13 protein-coding genes and 1 pseudogene are annotated in these 17,212 nt (G+C 42.6%); 11 read left to right on the top strand and 3 right to left on the bottom strand.

What is annotated here, in order from left to right; translation table 11 throughout:
* Nucleotides 1-15: 15 nt before the first annotated feature.
* The 9 genes from C1E99_RS06605 to C1E99_RS06565 all read left to right on the top strand — a co-directional run bounded on the left by C1E99_RS06605 (nucleotide 16) and on the right by C1E99_RS06565 (nucleotide 11,605).
* Nucleotides 16-717 (top strand): ABC transporter ATP-binding protein, encoded by a 702-nt coding sequence (locus C1E99_RS06605; RefSeq protein ID WP_105207026.1) that lies wholly within the window; start codon nucleotides 16-18, stop codon nucleotides 715-717.
* 11 nt (nucleotides 718-728) lie between these two features.
* Nucleotides 729-4,094, top strand: a complete 3,366-nt coding sequence (locus C1E99_RS06600; protein WP_105207025.1) for an FtsX-like permease family protein — start codon at nucleotides 729-731, stop codon at nucleotides 4,092-4,094.
* 98 nt (nucleotides 4,095-4,192) lie between these two features.
* On the top strand, nucleotides 4,193-6,829 hold the full coding sequence (gene polA, locus C1E99_RS06595) for a DNA polymerase I (protein ID WP_105207024.1): 2,637 nt from the start codon (nucleotides 4,193-4,195) through the stop codon (nucleotides 6,827-6,829).
* An 11-nt stretch (nucleotides 6,830-6,840) separates the two neighbouring features.
* On the top strand, nucleotides 6,841-7,590 hold the full coding sequence (locus C1E99_RS06590; protein WP_105207023.1) for a glucose-6-phosphate isomerase: 750 nt from the start codon (nucleotides 6,841-6,843) through the stop codon (nucleotides 7,588-7,590).
* Between the two features lie 50 nt (nucleotides 7,591-7,640).
* Nucleotides 7,641-8,075, top strand: a complete 435-nt coding sequence (locus tag C1E99_RS06585) for a CoA-binding protein (protein ID WP_105207022.1) — start codon at nucleotides 7,641-7,643, stop codon at nucleotides 8,073-8,075.
* A gap of 26 nt (nucleotides 8,076-8,101) precedes the next feature.
* Entirely contained in the window at nucleotides 8,102-8,908 is an 807-nt protein-coding gene (locus C1E99_RS06580) for a hypothetical protein (RefSeq protein WP_105207021.1), read from the top strand.
* Between the two features lie 164 nt (nucleotides 8,909-9,072).
* A complete protein-coding gene (locus tag C1E99_RS06575; protein WP_105207020.1) occupies nucleotides 9,073-9,570 on the top strand; it encodes an FMN-binding protein in 498 nt (165 codons plus the stop codon).
* Complete coding sequence (locus C1E99_RS06570; protein ID WP_105207019.1) at nucleotides 9,567-10,322, top strand: FAD:protein FMN transferase; 756 nt, start codon at nucleotides 9,567-9,569, stop codon at nucleotides 10,320-10,322. Before C1E99_RS06575 ends, C1E99_RS06570 begins: the two co-directional genes overlap by 4 nt.
* On the top strand, nucleotides 10,319-11,605 hold the full coding sequence (locus tag C1E99_RS06565; protein WP_105207018.1) for an FAD-binding oxidoreductase: 1,287 nt from the start codon (nucleotides 10,319-10,321) through the stop codon (nucleotides 11,603-11,605). The genes C1E99_RS06570 and C1E99_RS06565 overlap by 4 nt, the downstream gene beginning before the upstream one ends.
* A gap of 753 nt (nucleotides 11,606-12,358) precedes the next feature.
* Here C1E99_RS06565 and C1E99_RS06560 read toward each other — a convergent pair.
* Nucleotides 12,359-13,204, bottom strand: coding sequence for a DUF975 family protein (locus tag C1E99_RS06560; protein ID WP_105207017.1), 846 nt, complete (start codon nucleotides 13,202-13,204; stop codon nucleotides 12,359-12,361).
* A 167-nt stretch (nucleotides 13,205-13,371) separates the two neighbouring features.
* Here C1E99_RS06560 and tgt point away from each other — a divergent pair, with 167 nt between their 5' ends.
* Nucleotides 13,372-14,514 carry a tRNA guanosine(34) transglycosylase Tgt gene (tgt, locus tag C1E99_RS06555; RefSeq protein WP_105207016.1) on the top strand — a complete coding sequence of 381 codons (1,143 nt, stop codon included), beginning with the start codon at nucleotides 13,372-13,374 and terminating at the stop codon, nucleotides 14,512-14,514.
* Nucleotides 14,515-14,553: 39 nt separating this feature from the next.
* Here the strand turns inward: tgt and C1E99_RS06550 are convergent, their stop codons facing one another.
* On the bottom strand, nucleotides 14,554-15,639 hold the full coding sequence (locus tag C1E99_RS06550; RefSeq protein WP_105207015.1) for a M24 family metallopeptidase: 1,086 nt from the start codon (nucleotides 15,637-15,639) through the stop codon (nucleotides 14,554-14,556).
* A 204-nt stretch (nucleotides 15,640-15,843) separates the two neighbouring features.
* Between C1E99_RS06550 and ccpA the strand changes: the two genes are divergently transcribed.
* The gene (ccpA, locus tag C1E99_RS06545; RefSeq protein WP_105207014.1) at nucleotides 15,844-16,851 is read left to right on the top strand and encodes a catabolite control protein A; all 1,008 of its coding nucleotides are present in this window, start codon (nucleotides 15,844-15,846) and stop codon (nucleotides 16,849-16,851) included.
* A 147-nt stretch (nucleotides 16,852-16,998) separates the two neighbouring features.
* On the opposite strand, the pseudogene C1E99_RS06540 reads toward ccpA, so the two are convergent.
* Nucleotides 16,999-17,100, bottom strand: a pseudogene (locus C1E99_RS06540) (IS30 family transposase); the annotation flags it as partial.
* Nucleotides 17,101-17,212: the final 112 nt, after the last annotated feature.

Genomic DNA, 17,212 nt, shown 5'->3' with positions numbered 1-17,212 from the left:
GAAGCGAGGTGTGCCATGTCCTATATCCAAGTAAAGAATTCGTCAAAATACTACCAAATGGGGGATGCGACCATTGTGGCCAATGACGGTGTGTCCTTTGAAATTGAGCAGGGTGATCTAGTCATCATTCTCGGCTCGTCTGGTGCGGGTAAGTCCACTCTGCTCAATATATTAGGTGGCATGGACAGCAATGATGAGGGAGAGGTTTGGATTGACGGTGTGGACATCGCCAAGTTATCAAGTCATGAATTGACCAACTATCGCCGAGATGACGTTGGCTTTGTCTTCCAGTTTTATAATTTAGTCGCCAACCTGACCGCCAAGGAAAATGTGGAGTTGGCAGCAGAAATCGTCAAGGATGCCTTGGATGCTGAGGAGGTCTTGGAACAAGTCGGACTCGGTCACCGTATCAATAATTTCCCCGCTCAGCTTTCAGGCGGCGAACAGCAATGGGTGGCCATTGCCCGTGCGGTTGCCAAAAAGCCTAAAATTCTCCTCTGTGATGAACCGACTGGGGCTTTGGACTACCAAACTGGTAAGCAGGTCTTGCAAATCCTGCAAGATATGTCCCGCAAGCAAGGTGCTACGGTGATTATCGTGACCCACAATAACTCACTGGCTCCCATTGCCGACCGAGTGATTCGAATGCGGGATGCCCGTGTACATTCTGTAGAGCTGAATGCAAATCCGCAGGATATAGCTAGTCTAGAATATTAGTGGGGGAGCCTATGAAAAAGAAAATCTACTGGAAAGATATGAGGCAATCCCTCCTTTCTTCCAAGGGGCGTTTTCTGTCCCTATTTAGCCTGATGATGTTGGGCGCCCTGGCTCTGACAGGTCTGAAAGTAACAGCTCCCAATATGGAACAAACAGCCCAAGCCTATATTACTGAACAGAAAACCATGGATTTGGCAGTCATTTCTGGTCTGGGTATCAGTCAGGCTGACATGGATGAATTGGCATCCATTAAAGGTGCGACAGTTGAGGCTGGCTATTTTAAGGATGTGCTGACAAGCAAGGATCAGTCGGCTGTCCGACTCTTTTCTGCTCCCAAATCCATTTCAACCTATAAGCTACTAGAAGGCCGAATGCCCAGTCAAAAGGGGCAAATAGCTTTGTCTCCTTCCTTACAAGCAAGCTATCAATTGGGAGATACATTTCAAGTAACCGAGCCTGACAAGGATGGCACTATCCTGACCCAAACGTCCTTTACAGTTGTTGGTTTCGTAGCTTCGGCGGAAATTTGGGATAATGAAACCATGGGAATGGCTGCAAGTGGAGATGGTCAGTTGACAGGCTATGGAGTCGTTTCAGAGGATGTTTTTCAATCTGAAGTCTTTACCATAGCTAGAATTGTCTATGATGATTTGGCAAATTTGTCTTACTACAGTCAGACCTATCAGGAGAAACTGGACCAACACCAAGAAGACCTAGAAAAGCTATTGGCAGATAATGATGAACAGCGGTTGGAAGCGATTCAAGCAGAAGGGCAGACGGAAATTTCCCAAGGAGAAAAAGAAATTGCCCAAGCTCAATCTCAGCTGAATCAAGCGACAGAAGAATTGGCGGCTGGTCAGGAACAAGTCGCAAGCGGTCGCAGTGAATTTGCGCGTGGACGGGCTAAACTCTTACAATCAGAGGAAGAATTACGAGCCGTCCTTGCCCAATTATTACAAACCAAGTTTCAATTGGATGAAAGTAAAAAAGAGTTGGATAGTCGCAAGGTCCAGCTGGACCAGACGGCTTCATTTCTAGAAGGAAATAAGGCCTCTTTGGACCAAGCGGTTCAGCGTTTAGATACAGCAAAAGTTGAACTGGATAGGCAAAATGCCCAACTCAGTCAAACGGCTTCTCAAATTTCAACTGGTCGTGCCAACTGGTACCAAAACCAACAAAGTTTAAATCAGCTAATTGCCAATCAAGTTCAAGCTGGTCAAACTTTGTCTGACTATCCTGACTTATTGGCTAGACAGGAAGCCTTGGATGCAGAAAAAGCTCGCTTAGATCAACTTGAAGCTAACTATGAGCAAGCCAACCAAGACTATATCAATAATTATGATTATTACCAATCAAAGGTTGCAGAATATGAAGCAAGCCTAGCGGACTATCAATCATGGAATCAGGAATACCAGACTGGTTTTGCCCACTACCAGGCTGGTTTCGCTCAGTATGAGCAAGGTTTAGCAGCCTATCAAAATGGTGTTTCAGATTATGAATGGGGTGTCAGTCAATTAGAATCTTCTGACTTGAAACTTCGACAAGAGGAACTCCGCTTGGAGCAGGCTGATGAAGAACTGAACCAGGCTCAATCCCAATTATCAGAAAAACAGGCGGAAGCCAATCAAGAAATTAGCCAAGCCCAAACAGAGATTGCCCAGGCCAAATCCGACTTAAGCAAATTAGAAAAATCTCCCTATCAGATTTATAGTCGGACCAGCCTTCCTGGTGGAGATGGATACGCCACCTATAGCAATGCGACCAAGTCCATTGCGGCAGTAGGCAATGTCTTTCCAGTAGTTCTCTATCTGGTCGCAGCTCTGGTTACCTTTACCACAATGGCCCGATTTGTCGATGAAGAGAGGACCCAGTCAGGGCTCTTCAAGGCACTTGGCTATACCAATGGTCAGATTATGGCTAAGTTTATCCTTTATGGACTAGCTGCCGGTCTCCTTGGTACTCTTGTCGGCATACTGATGGGGAATCTTGTCCTATCCCCTATTATTTCAAGCATTATCACCCAGACTACAGTCATCGGTTCAGCCAAGCTCCACTTTTATCCACTTTGGACAGGCCTAGCCCTTTTGCTTTCTTTGATTTCCTCCGTCCTTCCAGCCTATCTGGTCGCTCGCAGAGAATTGACAGAGAAGCCAGCCCAGCTCCTGCTTCCAAAACCTCCCGCTGCTGGCTCCAGCATTTGGCTAGAAAAATGGCCAGCCATCTGGTCACGCCTGAGCTTTACCCACAAGGTGACTGCCCGCAATATCTTTCGTTACAAGCTCCGCATGCTCATGACCATCTTCGGTGTGGCAGGGACAGTCGCCCTCCTCTTTGGCGGTCTTGGCATTCGTTCCTCTATCTCAGGGGTTGTCCAACGGCAGTTTGGGGACTTGATCCATTATGATATGTTGGTAGTGGAAAATAGCAGAGCAGAGGAGAAGGACTTAGACAAATTAACAGACTTTCTCCAGTCAAACCAAGTTCGGCAATCCCTGCCAGTGGCTTTTGAACAACTCCATCAAACAGTGGAGACAAATGGCCAAAGAAAGAATGTATCAATCAGCCTCTTTATTTCAGACCGTCAGGATCTAGGAAATCTAGTCAGTCTTGAAACATCAACTGGTCAGTCTATTCAACTGAGTGGCAGGGGTATTGTCCTCACAGAAAAACTCGCAGCAATCTACGGTGTGACAGTCGGAGACAAGCTATCGCTGACCTTGGAGGATAAGGAAGTGCCGGTCAGGGTCGCTGCTGTGGCGGATATGTATGCTGGACACTTTATCTATATGACCAGAGGCTACTATGAACAAGTGACGGGCAAGCAAAAGACTGCTAATGCCTATCTGATAGAGCTGAAAGATGACCAGACCAGCCATGTTCAAACGATTTCTAGCCAGTTATTGGCCATGCCAGCAGTCAGAAGTCTGGTGCAAAATACTTCCCTCATGTCCATGCTGACCACTATTGCAGGCTCACTACAGACCATTATGACTATCTTGGTGGTCTTGTCCATCTTGCTTGGTTTGGTTATCCTCTACAACCTGACCATTATCAATATGTCTGAGCGGATTCGTGAATTATCGACCATAAAAGTTCTGGGCTTCCATAATAAGGAAGTGACCCTCTATATTTATAGGGAAACTATGGTTCTTTCCTTGATTGGTATGGGGGTTGGACTGATTGGCGGGACCTACCTACACAAGGTTCTTCTTGCCATGATTGGTTCGGATAGCATTCGTTTCAATCCAGCAGTCGGTCTGGAAGTTTATGCCATTCCAATTCTAGCCATTATCGGAATTCTAGCCGCCCTTGGTATCTATGTAAATCATCACCTGAGAAAGGTGGATATGTTGGAAGCACTCAAATCTGTTGAGTAATGTTTGATGCACAAAAATCCTAGTTTCGGCTAGGATTTTCTTTGTATTCCAGCCCTCCAACCCCCACAAACACCCCTCATCCATGCTATAATAGACCTATGAAAAAAAATAAATTATTACTCATTGATGGCTCTTCCGTAGCCTTCCGTGCCTTCTTTGCACTTTATAACCAAATTGATCGTTTCAAGAATGCCAACGGTCTGCATACCAACGCCATTTACGGCTTTAATCTCATGTTGGACCACATGATGAAGCGGATTGAGCCGACCCACATTCTCGTTGCTTTTGACGCAGGCAAGACCACCTTCCGTACTGAGATGTACGCCGATTACAAGGCGGGTCGTGCCAAGACTCCAGACGAGTTCCGCGAGCAGTTCCCCTTCATCCGTCAGATGCTGGATGCTATGGGAGTCAAACACTATGAGCTAGCTCAGTACGAGGCAGACGATATTATCGGTACTTTGGACAAAATGGCAGAGCGGACAGACATTCCCTTCGATGTGACCATTGTCAGCGGAGACAAGGACTTGATCCAGCTGACAGACGAAAACACCGTTGTAGAAATTTCCAAGAAAGGCGTAGCCGAATTCGAAGAATTTACCCCAGCCTACCTCATGGAAAAAATGGGTATTACCCCCACTCAGTTTATCGACCTTAAGGCCCTCATGGGCGATAAGTCCGATAACATCCCTGGTGTGACCAAAATCGGTGAAAAAACAGGCCTCAAACTCCTGATAGAATACGGGTCACTGGACGGCATTTACGAAAACATCGACAGCATGAAGGCTTCAAAGATGAAGGAAAACCTGATTGCGGATAAGGAACAAGCATTTCTTTCTCGAACCCTTGCCACCATTGACACAAATGCTCCAATCGAAATTGGACTAGATGATATTGTTTACCAAGGTCCAAAGCTAGAAGAACTCGGTCAATTCTACGACGACATGGGCTTCAAACAGTTGCGGGCTCAATTGGGAACTAGCGCTGAGGAAGAGCTTCCTACAGTAGAATTCCAACCAGTCACCGAATTGACTGAGGACATGCTGCATGCAGATCAATTTTTCTATTTTGAAATCTTGGGTGAAAACTACCACCGAGAAGACTTGGTAGGACTAGCTTGGGGAGACAAAGAGCAGATCTATGTCGGAGGACCAGAACTCCTCGATAGCCCAATTTTACGCCAGTTCTTGGAAAACCACACTATCAAAACCTATGACTTCAAGCGTGGAAAGGTTCTTCTAGCCCGTCATGGTTTGGACTTGCCACTGGCTAGCTTTGACAGTCGTTTGGCAAAATACCTCCTGTCAACAGTCGAAGACAATGCCATCACCACTATTGCCAACCTTTATGGTCAAACTCGTTTAGTACCAGACGAAGTAGTCTATGGCAAGGGAGCAAAATTGGCTCTGCCAGAACGAGCAGAATACTTCCCTCATCTTGCTAACAAGCTACAGGTTCTTATCGAAACAGAAGCAGTCATGCTGGAAAAACTGGAAGAAAACCAGCAAGTTTCCCTTCTTTTTGACATGGAATTGCCTCTGGCAAATGTCCTAGCTAAGATGGAAATCACAGGAATCAAGGTTCAAAAAGAAACCTTGCAGACCATGCAGGCTGAAAATGAAGTCCTCATCGACCAACTAACCAAGGAAATCTACGAGCTGGCTGGTCAGGAATTTAATATCAACTCGCCAAAACAACTGGGAACCATTCTCTTTGAAGACATGGGCTTGCCTTTGGAATACACCAAGAAAACCAAGACAGGTTACTCAACAGCGGTGGATGTCTTAGAACGGCTTGCCCCAATCGCCCCAGTCGTTTCCAAGATTTTGGACTACCGCCAGATTACCAAGCTCCAATCAACCTACGTTATTGGCTTGCAGGAAGCGATTTTGGAAGACGGCAAAATCCATACCAGATATGTTCAGGATTTGACCCAGACGGGTCGTCTGTCTTCGACAGATCCTAACCTGCAAAATATCCCTGTCCGTCTGGAACAAGGTCGCTTGATTCGTAAGGCTTTTGTACCTTCGCTTGAAGACAGTGTTCTTCTGGCTTCGGATTACTCACAGATTGAATTGCGCGTCTTGGCCCATATTTCTCAAGATGAGCACCTGATTGAAGCCTTCAAACGAGGCGATGATATCCATACCTCTACAGCCATGCGGGTCTTTGGCATTGAAAAAGCAGAAGACGTAACAGCAAATGACCGCCGCAATGCCAAGGCTGTCAACTTTGGAGTGGTCTACGGTATCTCAGACTTTGGCTTGTCCAATAACCTGGGCATTACCCGTAAGGAAGCCAAGGAATATATTGACACCTACTTTGAGCGCTTCCCAGGTATCAAGAACTATATGGAAACTATTGTGCGTGAGGCGCGTGATAAGGGCTATGTAGAAACCATCTACAAGCGCCGTCGAGAATTACCAGATATTAACTCACGCAATTTCAACGTCCGAAATTTTGCCGAGCGAACAGCCATCAACTCTCCTATCCAAGGATCCGCTGCTGATATCCTCAAGGTAGCCATGATCAACTTGGACAAGGCTATTGAAGAAGCAGGCTTGTCGACACGCATGCTCTTGCAGGTGCACGATGAGATTGTCTTGGAAGTACCGAAAGCTGAATTAGAAACGGTAAAAAAATTAGTAAAAGAAACCATGGAATCAGCCATTGCACTTTCTGTCCCACTAATTGCGGATGAAAATGATGGACAGACTTGGTATGAAGCGAAATAGAAAGGAATGACATGAAGAAAACCTTAGTATGTATTGGACTATTTAGCTTGCTATTAGTAGGCTGTGGAGAAAAGACAGAAAATAAGGGAACTGACCCTTCTGGAGCTGATTTTTCAACACAATTGCCAATCTTAAAAGAAAAACAGGACACCACAAATGAAACCTTAAATGTTCTTGCTAATGCACCTCTTGTGGTGGTTAATGCTACTCCACCAGCAGACGAGACGCAAAAAGGCCACAAGATACATGCAGCCAATAATGGTGTTGCGGAAAAGGATGAAGCTGGAAATATCAAGGAATATTACCGCTATTATGATGTCCCTTCCAACTGGACCATCAATGCAGAGAATACAGAAGATGAAACCGTAGCAGCAGTTTACGATGTCAAAGTGGATTCTAGTAACTACATGGTCCAACTTTACAACATCAATGCCTTCAACAAATCTCCGCTTGAAGAAGGTCGCAATATGACAGCTGAGGAATTGGAAGCGCGAATGGCTGAAACCAATCACTCATTTGTTGAAAAGACCATTGTTACAATTAATGGTCAAGAATGGCAGGTTGGTCGACAAATTATGAAAGACCAGAAAATGGGCCGCATTACCTTCTATCGGATGGAGTCAACTGGAGCCTATGATGATTCTGTAGTTGTCGGTACAATCTATTACTCACTTGACCCAGGTTTGGACAAGGACCGTACCAATTTGAAACAAACAATTGGCCAGCTCAAGGATGTTCTCTACAATATTTCTAAAAAATAAATGCAATAATCGTTTTGCTAATCTAGATGTCAAATTATAAGGAGCTCATGATGACTTATTCATTTCAAAATCCCAGTCAAGAACAAATTTTTACTTACCTGAAGAATGCCAAGACCATTGCAGTCGTTGGCTTATCCAGCCGTGAAGAAACAGCAGCCTATCGGGTGTCTAAGCTTATGCAAGAAGCAGGTTACAAAATCATTCCAGTCAATCCAAGAGCAGCAGGTGAGACTATCCTCGGAGAAAAGGTTTATGCCAGTCTTCTGGAAATCGACCAGCCAGTTGACATCGTTGATGTCTTCCGACGCTCTGAGTTTTTGGCAGATGTGGCGCGTGAGTTTGTCCAGACAGAAGCCAAGGTTTTCTGGGCTCAACTTGGGTTGGAAAGCCAAGAAGCAGAGGAAATCTTGCGCCAGGCCGGTCGTCATGACATCGTCATGAACAAGTGTATCAAGATTGAATACTTAGATATGCAGGAAGCCTAAAGCATAGATAGTCGGAGGGAGTAGCGATGAAATTGCTCACTAAGTATATAAGCTATGCAAGTTTATCTGTTATTCTGTTAGTCAGCCTACTAGCTTGTTCAAGCCAGACCTCTTCGATAGAAACAGGCTTAACAAGTTCTAGCTCTTCTACAAAAACAAGCTCATCAACCGATGCTTCAAGCAGCAAGTTAGAAGAATCAACCAGCTCGTCAACCTCAGCTTCAAGCCTTAGTAGTACGAGCTCAAGCGTATTGGAAGAGAGTTCCAGTCAAACCCAGACTAGCCAGTCAGAGGAAAACAATCAAGCAGGTTCATCTAGCCAACCCACTCTTCATCATAATTACCAGTCTATCTTGGCAACTTACCGTAAGTGGATAACCGTATTGAGGAGCGGTGGGACCTTTGATGACCCTACGGTGGAAGAAGGCTACTTGAAAAATATCTATCCTCAGGTTTCATTCTACTATGCCCTGTATGATATTGATGGAAATGGTCAGGCTGAACTCTTGCTGGCGACTGGTGGGGAGCGCATGTTTGTCTTTTCTATTTGGGGAAATGAAGCCTATCCAACCCGCTTGGTTTCATCAGAAAATGTACGAGTATATGTAGATATTTTTGAGAATGGCTTAATTAGTAGCTTCTTCTTGGACGGCTATCGACCAGAAAGTCAAGGAACGATTTTCAGAATTGCTACTGATGGAAGCCAGGCCTACGCAGTCGGAACCTTTGTTCTCAATAGCCAAACTGGACAAGTCCTATCAGCTGGACCAGAAGTCCTGCCAGACAGGACCATTGCGATTCAAGATAGTTTGAATTGGCAATTGTTGCAATAAATAAAATAGGCACCCAGAATATTCTGGGGCCTTTTCTTAACGATTTCTTAAACCACATTTAAAATAGCTCTAATTGGAGATTATTTACTTGCATTTCAAACTTTTAGCGTGTTATAATTGAAAATCGTTATTTGCAAATTTTTTTAACTAGAAATGAGGATAAGATGAAGAAAAAAATAACAGCTATCTTTGTTGCCTTGCTGGCATTGGCAGCAGCTGCATACAACGTATTTTTACTCTTTTTCCAAACAGATACTGCAACAGAAACAAGTTCGACCGCCACAAGCCAACAGGCAACAAGTACCAGTCAAACAAGTTCTTCAAGTCAAGATAGTGCGACGACAGAGTCAAGTTCTACAACAGAATCCAGTCAATCAAGCGGTCTTAAAGATGGGACCTATTCAGGTGCAGTAACATCGACCAATCGAGGGGATTACCAGGTCCAAATGACTGTGGCAGGTGGAGTGATTAGTGATATTTCGATTTTGCAATTTCCAAATGATAATCCGAGATCGCAGGAAATTAACGATAGTGCCCTGCCAACCTATACTGCCGAAGCGATTTCCAATCAATCTGCTCAAGTCAATCAAATTTCGGGAGCAACAGAAGCCTACAAAGGTTTTACAGGTTCCTTGCAAGACGCTATCAACCAAGCTTCATGATACAGATTATCAGTCGAACGGTTGAAGCCATGACCCTGCCCTTCACAATTAGTTTGGCGACGGTGTCAGCTAGTCAACTGGAACAAGAACTAGATAAACTGAGTGCAGGTATACTGAGCGAGTTGGAACGATTGGAAGAAAAATTTTCAGCCTTTCGTTCAACATCATTGGTCTGTCGATTTCAAGACGGAGATAAAAGTGTCTTGCTAGACCAGGAATTTCAAGAGGTTTTTGCCTTGGCAGAGATGGCCTATCAAGAAACAGAAGGCGCTTTTGACCCCTACTACAAGGGAATCTACGACCCAACGGGACTTGTCAAGGGCTGGGTGATTGAGGAGCTTTTTAAATCAAAAATGCTTCCATATCTTCAACACCCTGATGTTGAAGCAGTCTGTCTAAATGGTGTTGGAGATATGCAGTTTGCGACCAAGGAAACCAGTGATTTCCTTTGGAAGATTGGCATTGAAAATCCAGAGAATTTACAGGAAATCCTAGCCGTATTTTCAGCTAAGAATGGCGCGATAGCCACATCAGGTTATAGTAAACGGGGGCAGCACATTCAAGCAATGAATGGCCTCCAACAGATTACCTTTATGGACACCAGTTTAACAAGAGCTGATGTTTGGGCTACAGCTGGATTAAGCATGCCAGAGAACAAATTGGCTCAAGCTATTGCTCACCACCAACTCAGTGGCTTAGCTATCAAACCACAACAATTACAATTTTTTCAAAAAGGAGAATTTATTTCGTGATTAAGAAAAATAATTATGCATTAGGATTGGCTTGGATGGTTGCCTTATTTATCCTACCTTTTCCATTTATCTATACATTCGTAACAGGCATGCCAGCCGGTTACGGAGATATGAAAATCGGAATCGCGCTAGGGATTGTAGCCTATGTATGGATGTTGTTAGCCATTTACATAGGAACCAAACCGAAATGGTTGGACCGTTTGATTGGTCTACCAGCAGCTTATATGATTCATGGTATTCTCAGTTTGGTTGCTATTTACTTTTCATTTATGCACAAGAATCTAATGCCATCCTATGGTTTGATTCAACAGACTGGTAATTTAGCCTTTCTCATCTTTCTCTCTTTAGCCATTTATTCGATGGTCTTCATGGCGGGTTGGTTAACATCTAGAATTCGTTTCCTAGCTAATCTGAAGCGTAAACTGGAAACAACCTTTAAACACGAAGTGTCTGTTTGGCTCCATCGCTTAAACCTCTTAGCCACCTTCCTCATCTTTGTCCACGTTCAATTAATTGACTATATCAGAGCCAATACCAGCTTTATGGCAGTTTTCTACCTAGCTTCTGGATTTGTCTTTCTTTCCTACCTCTGGGCTAAATTCAAGCCAAATGCCAAAGGCTACACAGCAAAATTGATGGCCAATCGTGAAATTGCCGATAATATCCGTGAATTGCAAATCCAGTTGCCGAAAGGGAAGGCAACTAAGATGCGTGCGGGTGACTTTGTCTTTATTTCTTTCCCTGGTGTAAAAGGATTGGCAGAACCTCATCCCTTCTCTCTCGTCAATGCTCCTGACCAAGATGATCAGATTACCTTGGCCATTCGTGGCGATGGTGACTTCACGCGCAAGCTACAAACAGTATCAGCTCCAGCCCGTGTTCGAGTGGATGGTGGCTATGGAATGTTCCAAACGGTAGTAGAAGATCAGCAGCCAAAAAATATTATCATGATTTCAGGTGGTATCGGTATTACGCCTTTACTCTCACTTATTGATCAATTCCCAGAAATTGATACTACAGTCTTCCATGGTGCCACTACAGAGGCAGCCTTGATTTACGAAGAAAAATTCAACTCATGGGAAGTAGAAAGAGATAATTTTAGAGCTGTCCGTAAAATCGGTGCCTTTGAAGAAGCAGAAGTCTTGTCTGCCTTGCCACAAGATTTTGATGATTTAACTGTCCTAGTATCAGGACCACCAGTCATGGCCCGTTACTGGATCAAGACCTTGGCTAAAAATGGTGTACCTAAAACACAGATTTTCTATGAAGAATTTGGTTGGTAATACTCTTTGAAAATCAAAATTATCCGTTGTCAACTTGCCTTGATGAGTGAAAAGCTCCTGTGGAGCTTTTTAGCCTGTTGCCTTGAAATAAGAAAGCAATAGAGTTCTATCTTCGGCTTCGTTTCCTAGGCTACTTTTGATTTTCATTGAGTATAAATTGTGTGCAACATTTTCCTAACAGAATAAATTTTTGCAAAAGAAGTCGGTTTCAATAAACGAAACTGACTTCTTTTTTCTGCAAATTTGATTCAAGTAATATCAAAAAAGTCCAGCTCGCAGGTTGGACCATTTTGTTTGACTAAAAAGAGGGGAGATTAGAATTGGAATAAGCTACTACACATGGCGTAAAAATAGAAAGGAAGAAACCTATTTCAATGCTAAATCGAGTAAGTTAAAAACTTACTCCCCCTCGATTAATAGTATAACATAAAGCTATATACAATTCTACTATTTACCTTTTTTTTTTTTTAATTATCGACATAAAATGATAAAGTTAACCTTTTATTCAAATTTTGCATAAAGAAAAGAAGTTGAATCATTCAACTTCTAAGCAAGAAGAGCATATATTAACGAAGAATCCGTATTCACAGTGAGTCTTCCAACCTAAGACTATTTTCTAGCTCGCATCGTTCTTTCTTATACAGTTAGTATTCCACAAAAAAACGAAAAATAATCTCTTAAATTCAAGCACCTCACTTGTGAATCCAAGTTCCAACTATTACGCAGTTTTTACTAAACCTACATTTCACATTTTTAATAGTCATAATTTAACTTTGATGCATAGTCATCTAAGATTTCTTCATAAAAGTGAATCTGTGCTGCATAATGATAAGGCCAGACGTAGAGGCCAGCTAATCCAAACGTGATAGAAACCAGTATAAACCAACCAATAAAAGATAAATCAAGTAAAAATCGCTTAAACTTATACCCTTTCATTAACTGCCTACTAGATTTGATAATGGAAAACGCTCCTGTGTATTCGTCACGGTCCAATTGTTCAAATAAAATATATTCTGCTTGTGAATAGGCATAATATTGAGGGATATATATGAAAAGACCGATAATTGCCAAAATGAAACCAACTATGAATAAGGTTCCTAATGTGGCTAGCACATCTTGAGGAAGGGCACTAGGATCTACCAGACCAGTTGTCAGAATAATTGCTGCTAGAATGATGATAACTCCAAGCAGTAAACTCAGTCCGAAATAGAATAATAATCCCCATAAAAATAAAAGAACCCCTTTTAACAGGAAGGTGCGAAACATTTTACCAAAGTTTTGAAGATTGAAAATAACCAATGAATCTCTAAACGTCGTTTCTTTTTTTCTCCCTTTTATTAAATTGAAAATTGTCCACATAATGGAGAGATGAAGCAATCCCACTAATAAACCATAGAATAATGGGAATAGGGAGGTTGAAACTATATAACTCGGACTAGCTAACTCTTCAAGACTTAAATTTGTTGCACTATTTCCAGAAAAGGAAATCAGTTGAACAAGTACAGAAATCAGAACAGGAATAATGGCAAGCTGATAAATTCCAGGAGTATCAGCCAATGTCTGTCGTGCTCTAACTCGAATATCAGAAATTGTAAACATCTACATAACCTCCATACCAAACATTGTAACATAATTCTAGATGACAAGAAAGTATTTTTTTGATAGACTGGAAGATGCTGTGGAAATTGGTTGTTTTTTTGTAAAGCTGACCGATTGACCATACAAGATTAAATTCCTAGGACTGTTTTTCCTAGTTGGAGGTAACCATGACAGATGTACCAATCAAGTACCGCTTGATTAAGAAAGAAAAGCACACAGGTGCTCGTTTAGGGGAGATTATCACACCCCACGGGACCTTCCCAACCCCTATGTTTATGCCCGTAGGAACTCAGGCAACAGTTAAAACCATGTCGCCTGAGGAGTTGAAAGAAATGGGATCAGGCATTATCCTATCAAATACCTATCATCTCTGGCTTCGTCCAGGTGATGAATTGATTGCCCAGGCAGGTGGCTTGCACAAGTTTATGAACTGGGACCAGCCAATCCTGACAGACTCAGGCGGTTTCCAGGTTTATTCCCTGGCTGATAGCCGCAATATCTCAGAAGAAGGGGTGACCTTCAAGAACCACCTCAACGGCAGCAAGATGTTCCTGTCACCTGAGAAAGCTATTTCCATTCAGAACAATCTGGGTTCAGACATTATGATGAGTTTTGATGAGTGTCCGCAGTTCTATCAGCCTTATGATTATGTGAAAAAATCCATCGAACGTACCAGCCGTTGGGCAGAACGTGGACTCAAGGCCCACCGACGTCCGCATGACCAAGGATTATTTGGTATCGTGCAAGGTGCAGGCTTTGAAGACCTCCGTCGCCAATCAGCTCATGATTTGGTCAGCATGGATTTTCCAGGTTATTCAATCGGCGGTCTAGCTGTTGGGGAAACCCATGACGAAATGAATGCCGTCCTGGACTTCACAACCCCGCTTCTGCCTGAGAACAAGCCACGTTATCTCATGGGGGTTGGGGCACCTGACAGTTTGATTGATGCTGTCATCCGTGGTGTCGATATGTTTGACTGTGTTTTGCCAACCCGCATCGCACGTAACGGCACCTGTATGACCAGCCAAGGTCGCTTGGTAGTGAAAAATGCTCAATTTGCAGAAGACTTCACGCCACTTGATCCAAACTGTGATTGCTACACATGTAAAAACTACACTCGTGCTTATCTCCGTCACTTGCTCAAGGCAGATGAAACCTTTGGTATCCGTTTGACCAGCTACCACAATCTCTACTTCCTAATCAACCTGATGAAAAATGTCCGTCAGGCCATCATGGATGATAATTTGCTAGAGTTCCGTCAAGACTTTATGGAACGATACGGCTATGGGAAAAATGGTCGAAATTTCTAAACAAAATGACCTCCTACAAAATCGTAGGAGGCTTGTTTTTTATCCTTCAAAATACAAAAGTTCTTTCGGCGTTTTGGTGAAGACCTCAAAGCCATTTTTGGTAACATAGCCACAATCCTCGATACGAACACCAACTTTTCCAGGAATGTAAATACCAGGCTCGATAGAGAAGCACATGCCTTCCTCGATGACCAGGTCATTTCCTTCCATAATAGATGGGAATTCATGGACACTCATTCCCAAACCGTGACCGAGTCGGTGGTTGAAGTACTCGCCATAACCTGCTTTTTCAATCACAGATCGAGCAGCATAGTCAATCTCGCCAGCCGTCACACCAGGCTTGATCATATTGACTGCAGCCATATGAGCTTCCAAAGTCAGATTGTAAATATCTTTTTTAAACTGATCAGGTTTACCGACAGCGACAGTCCGCGTCATATCAGACGTATAGCCCAGAGTTTCAACACCAAGGTCGAACAATAGCAGAGCGTTATTTTCGATTTTGTTTGTTCCAGGGATACCATGAGGGTTTGCAGCATTGTTACCTGTCAAGACCATGGTATCAAAACTCATCTTGGAAATACCCTGTTTTTTCATCTCAAACTCAATCTGAGCAATGATATCTGTTTCTGTTACATCGAGAGAAATGTTGTCAAAACCAACCTGCATAGCCTTGTCCGCAAATTCACCAGCCACCAACATCTTTTCAATCTCATCTCGGGACTTGATCAATTTCATGGTATTGATAAGTGGAGTGATGTCAGAAAAAGGCTGATTGAAGATAGATTGGAGACCGTGGTAACGAGTCAGGTTGAGATTATCAAATTCAGCACCGATAGCAGAGAAAGTCTTCTGAGGCAATTTGTTTTTGATAATCTGCCAAGGATTTTCAGAGTCCATATAGCCAGCCACTGGGAAATCAACTGTCGCAATAGCCCGCTCCACATCCAAAGCAGGAAGGAAAAGAAGAGATTCGTGTTCAGGCATGACAAAGAGCATCATGTGGCGCTCATGTGGATCACTATGATAGCCTGTTAAATAATAAATGCTGATAGGATCTGAGAAAATTGCTAAATCCAATTTATTGGATTCAAGGTAGGTTTTTACTTGTTGAAGTTTAGACATAATGAGACCTTCCTATATTAATTGATAATAAGCCTGAAATTTTCGTTTATTATATAGACTATTGTTCCAAAAAATGAAAGAAATTGCAAGTATTATCAAAAAAATAGTGTTTATCCCTTGAAAGTGGTTTCAAAAAGTGATACACTATGATTGAGTGAAAGCGTAATTTTCAAGAAATAGAACGATTGAAAGGAAGATACCACTATGTTAAACACAGATGATACGGTAACGATTTATGATGTTGCCCGCGAAGCTGGAGTATCGATGGCGACTGTTTCGCGCGTAGTAAATGGCAATAAAAATGTAAAGGAAAATACCCGTAAAAAGGTATTGGAAGTGATTGAACGTTTGGATTATCGTCCAAATGCTGTTGCGCGTGGCTTGGCAAGCAAAAAAACGACGACTGTGGGGGTTGTGATTCCAAATATTGCCAACGCTTATTTTGCAACCTTGGCTAAGGGGATTGATGATATTGCAGACATGTACAAATACAATATTGTCCTTGCCAATAGTGATGAAAATGATGAAAAAGAGATTAACGTTGTCAACACACTTTTCTCTAAACAGGTGGATGGAATCATTTTCATGGGCTATCATTTGACGGATAAGATTCGTGCCGAGTTTTCACGTTCACGCACGCCAATCGTCTTAGCAGGTACTGTGGATTTGGAACACCAATTACCAAGTGTAAATATTGACTACGCAGCTGCAAGCGCTGACGCGGTCAATCTCTTGGCTAAAAACAATAAAAAAATCGCCTTTGTCTCAGGTCCACTTGTTGATGATATCAATGGTAAGGTTCGACTATCAGGTTATAAGCAAGGCTTGAAGGATAATGGTATCGAATTTAACGAAGGCCTTGTTTTCGAGTCTAAATATAAATACGAGGAAGGCTATGCACTAGCAGAACGTTTATTGAATGCAGGAGCTACGGCTGCATACGTAGCGGAAGATGAGATTGCTGCAGGACTCCTAAATGGTATTAGCGATATGGGTATCAAGGTACCGGAAGACTTTGAAATTATCACCAGTGATGATTCCTTGATTACCAAATTTACTAGTCCAAATCTGACCTCTATCAACCAACCACTCTATGACATCGGTGCAATCGCCATGCGTATGTTGACGAAAATCATGCACAAAGAAGATTTGGAAAATAGAGAAGTGATTCTCAATCACGGAATTAAAATTCGTAAATCAACTAAAAAGTAAATAGTCTATCAAACTTGTCGCAAATATATTGTGACAAGTTTTTTGTAACTAAAATGTTATGAAAAATTCATGAAAAATCAGTTTAAAAAAGAAATAAACATGGTATGATGTAGCAATAATAGAATTTCCCCAAATTTCAAGTTGAAGTTAGCCACCCAAAAGAAATTCACTTGGCGACTTGTAGTCCAAGCATTTTTTAGGGTAGTTGTTAATCCAATTTTCGATAAAAGCGACTTCTTTCGGAGTCGTTCAGATTGCAGACAAACATCGTTTTGGTGTTTGTCTTTTTTACTGTTTTTAGGGAAAAATAGCTGTTTTGGTGCTTAAACCACCTCATCTGGACAAAATAAAAAGGCCTTCT

Origin of the sequence: Streptococcus suis (genome assembly GCF_002964045.1) — a bacterium.
Lineage (GTDB): Bacteria > Bacillota > Bacilli > Lactobacillales > Streptococcaceae > Streptococcus > Streptococcus suis_U.
Note: the sequence above shows the minus strand (reverse complement) of the source record. Positions and strands in the feature narration are given on the sequence as shown.

Excerpts from the sequence above, each read along its gene's own strand:
- C1E99_RS06605 (WP_105207026.1), top strand. The coding sequence starts at position 16 with ATGTCCTATATCCAAGTAAAGAATTCGTCAAAATACTACCAAATGGGG.
- C1E99_RS06550 (WP_105207015.1), bottom strand. The coding sequence starts at position 15,639 with ATGTCTAAACTTCAACAAGTAAAAACCTACCTTGAATCCAATAAATTG.
- C1E99_RS06590 (WP_105207023.1), top strand. The coding sequence starts at position 6,841 with ATGAAGAAAACCTTAGTATGTATTGGACTATTTAGCTTGCTATTAGTA.
- C1E99_RS06560 (WP_105207017.1), bottom strand. The coding sequence starts at position 13,204 with ATGTTTACAATTTCTGATATTCGAGTTAGAGCACGACAGACATTGGCT.
- C1E99_RS06580 (WP_105207021.1), top strand. The coding sequence starts at position 8,102 with ATGAAATTGCTCACTAAGTATATAAGCTATGCAAGTTTATCTGTTATT.
- C1E99_RS06585 (WP_105207022.1), top strand. The coding sequence starts at position 7,641 with ATGACTTATTCATTTCAAAATCCCAGTCAAGAACAAATTTTTACTTAC.
- C1E99_RS06600 (WP_105207025.1), top strand. The coding sequence starts at position 729 with ATGAAAAAGAAAATCTACTGGAAAGATATGAGGCAATCCCTCCTTTCT.
- C1E99_RS06570 (WP_105207019.1), top strand. The coding sequence starts at position 9,567 with ATGATACAGATTATCAGTCGAACGGTTGAAGCCATGACCCTGCCCTTC.
- ccpA (WP_105207014.1), top strand. The coding sequence starts at position 15,844 with ATGTTAAACACAGATGATACGGTAACGATTTATGATGTTGCCCGCGAA.
- polA (WP_105207024.1), top strand. The coding sequence starts at position 4,193 with ATGAAAAAAAATAAATTATTACTCATTGATGGCTCTTCCGTAGCCTTC.
- tgt (WP_105207016.1), top strand. The coding sequence starts at position 13,372 with ATGACAGATGTACCAATCAAGTACCGCTTGATTAAGAAAGAAAAGCAC.
- C1E99_RS06575 (WP_105207020.1), top strand. The coding sequence starts at position 9,073 with ATGAAGAAAAAAATAACAGCTATCTTTGTTGCCTTGCTGGCATTGGCA.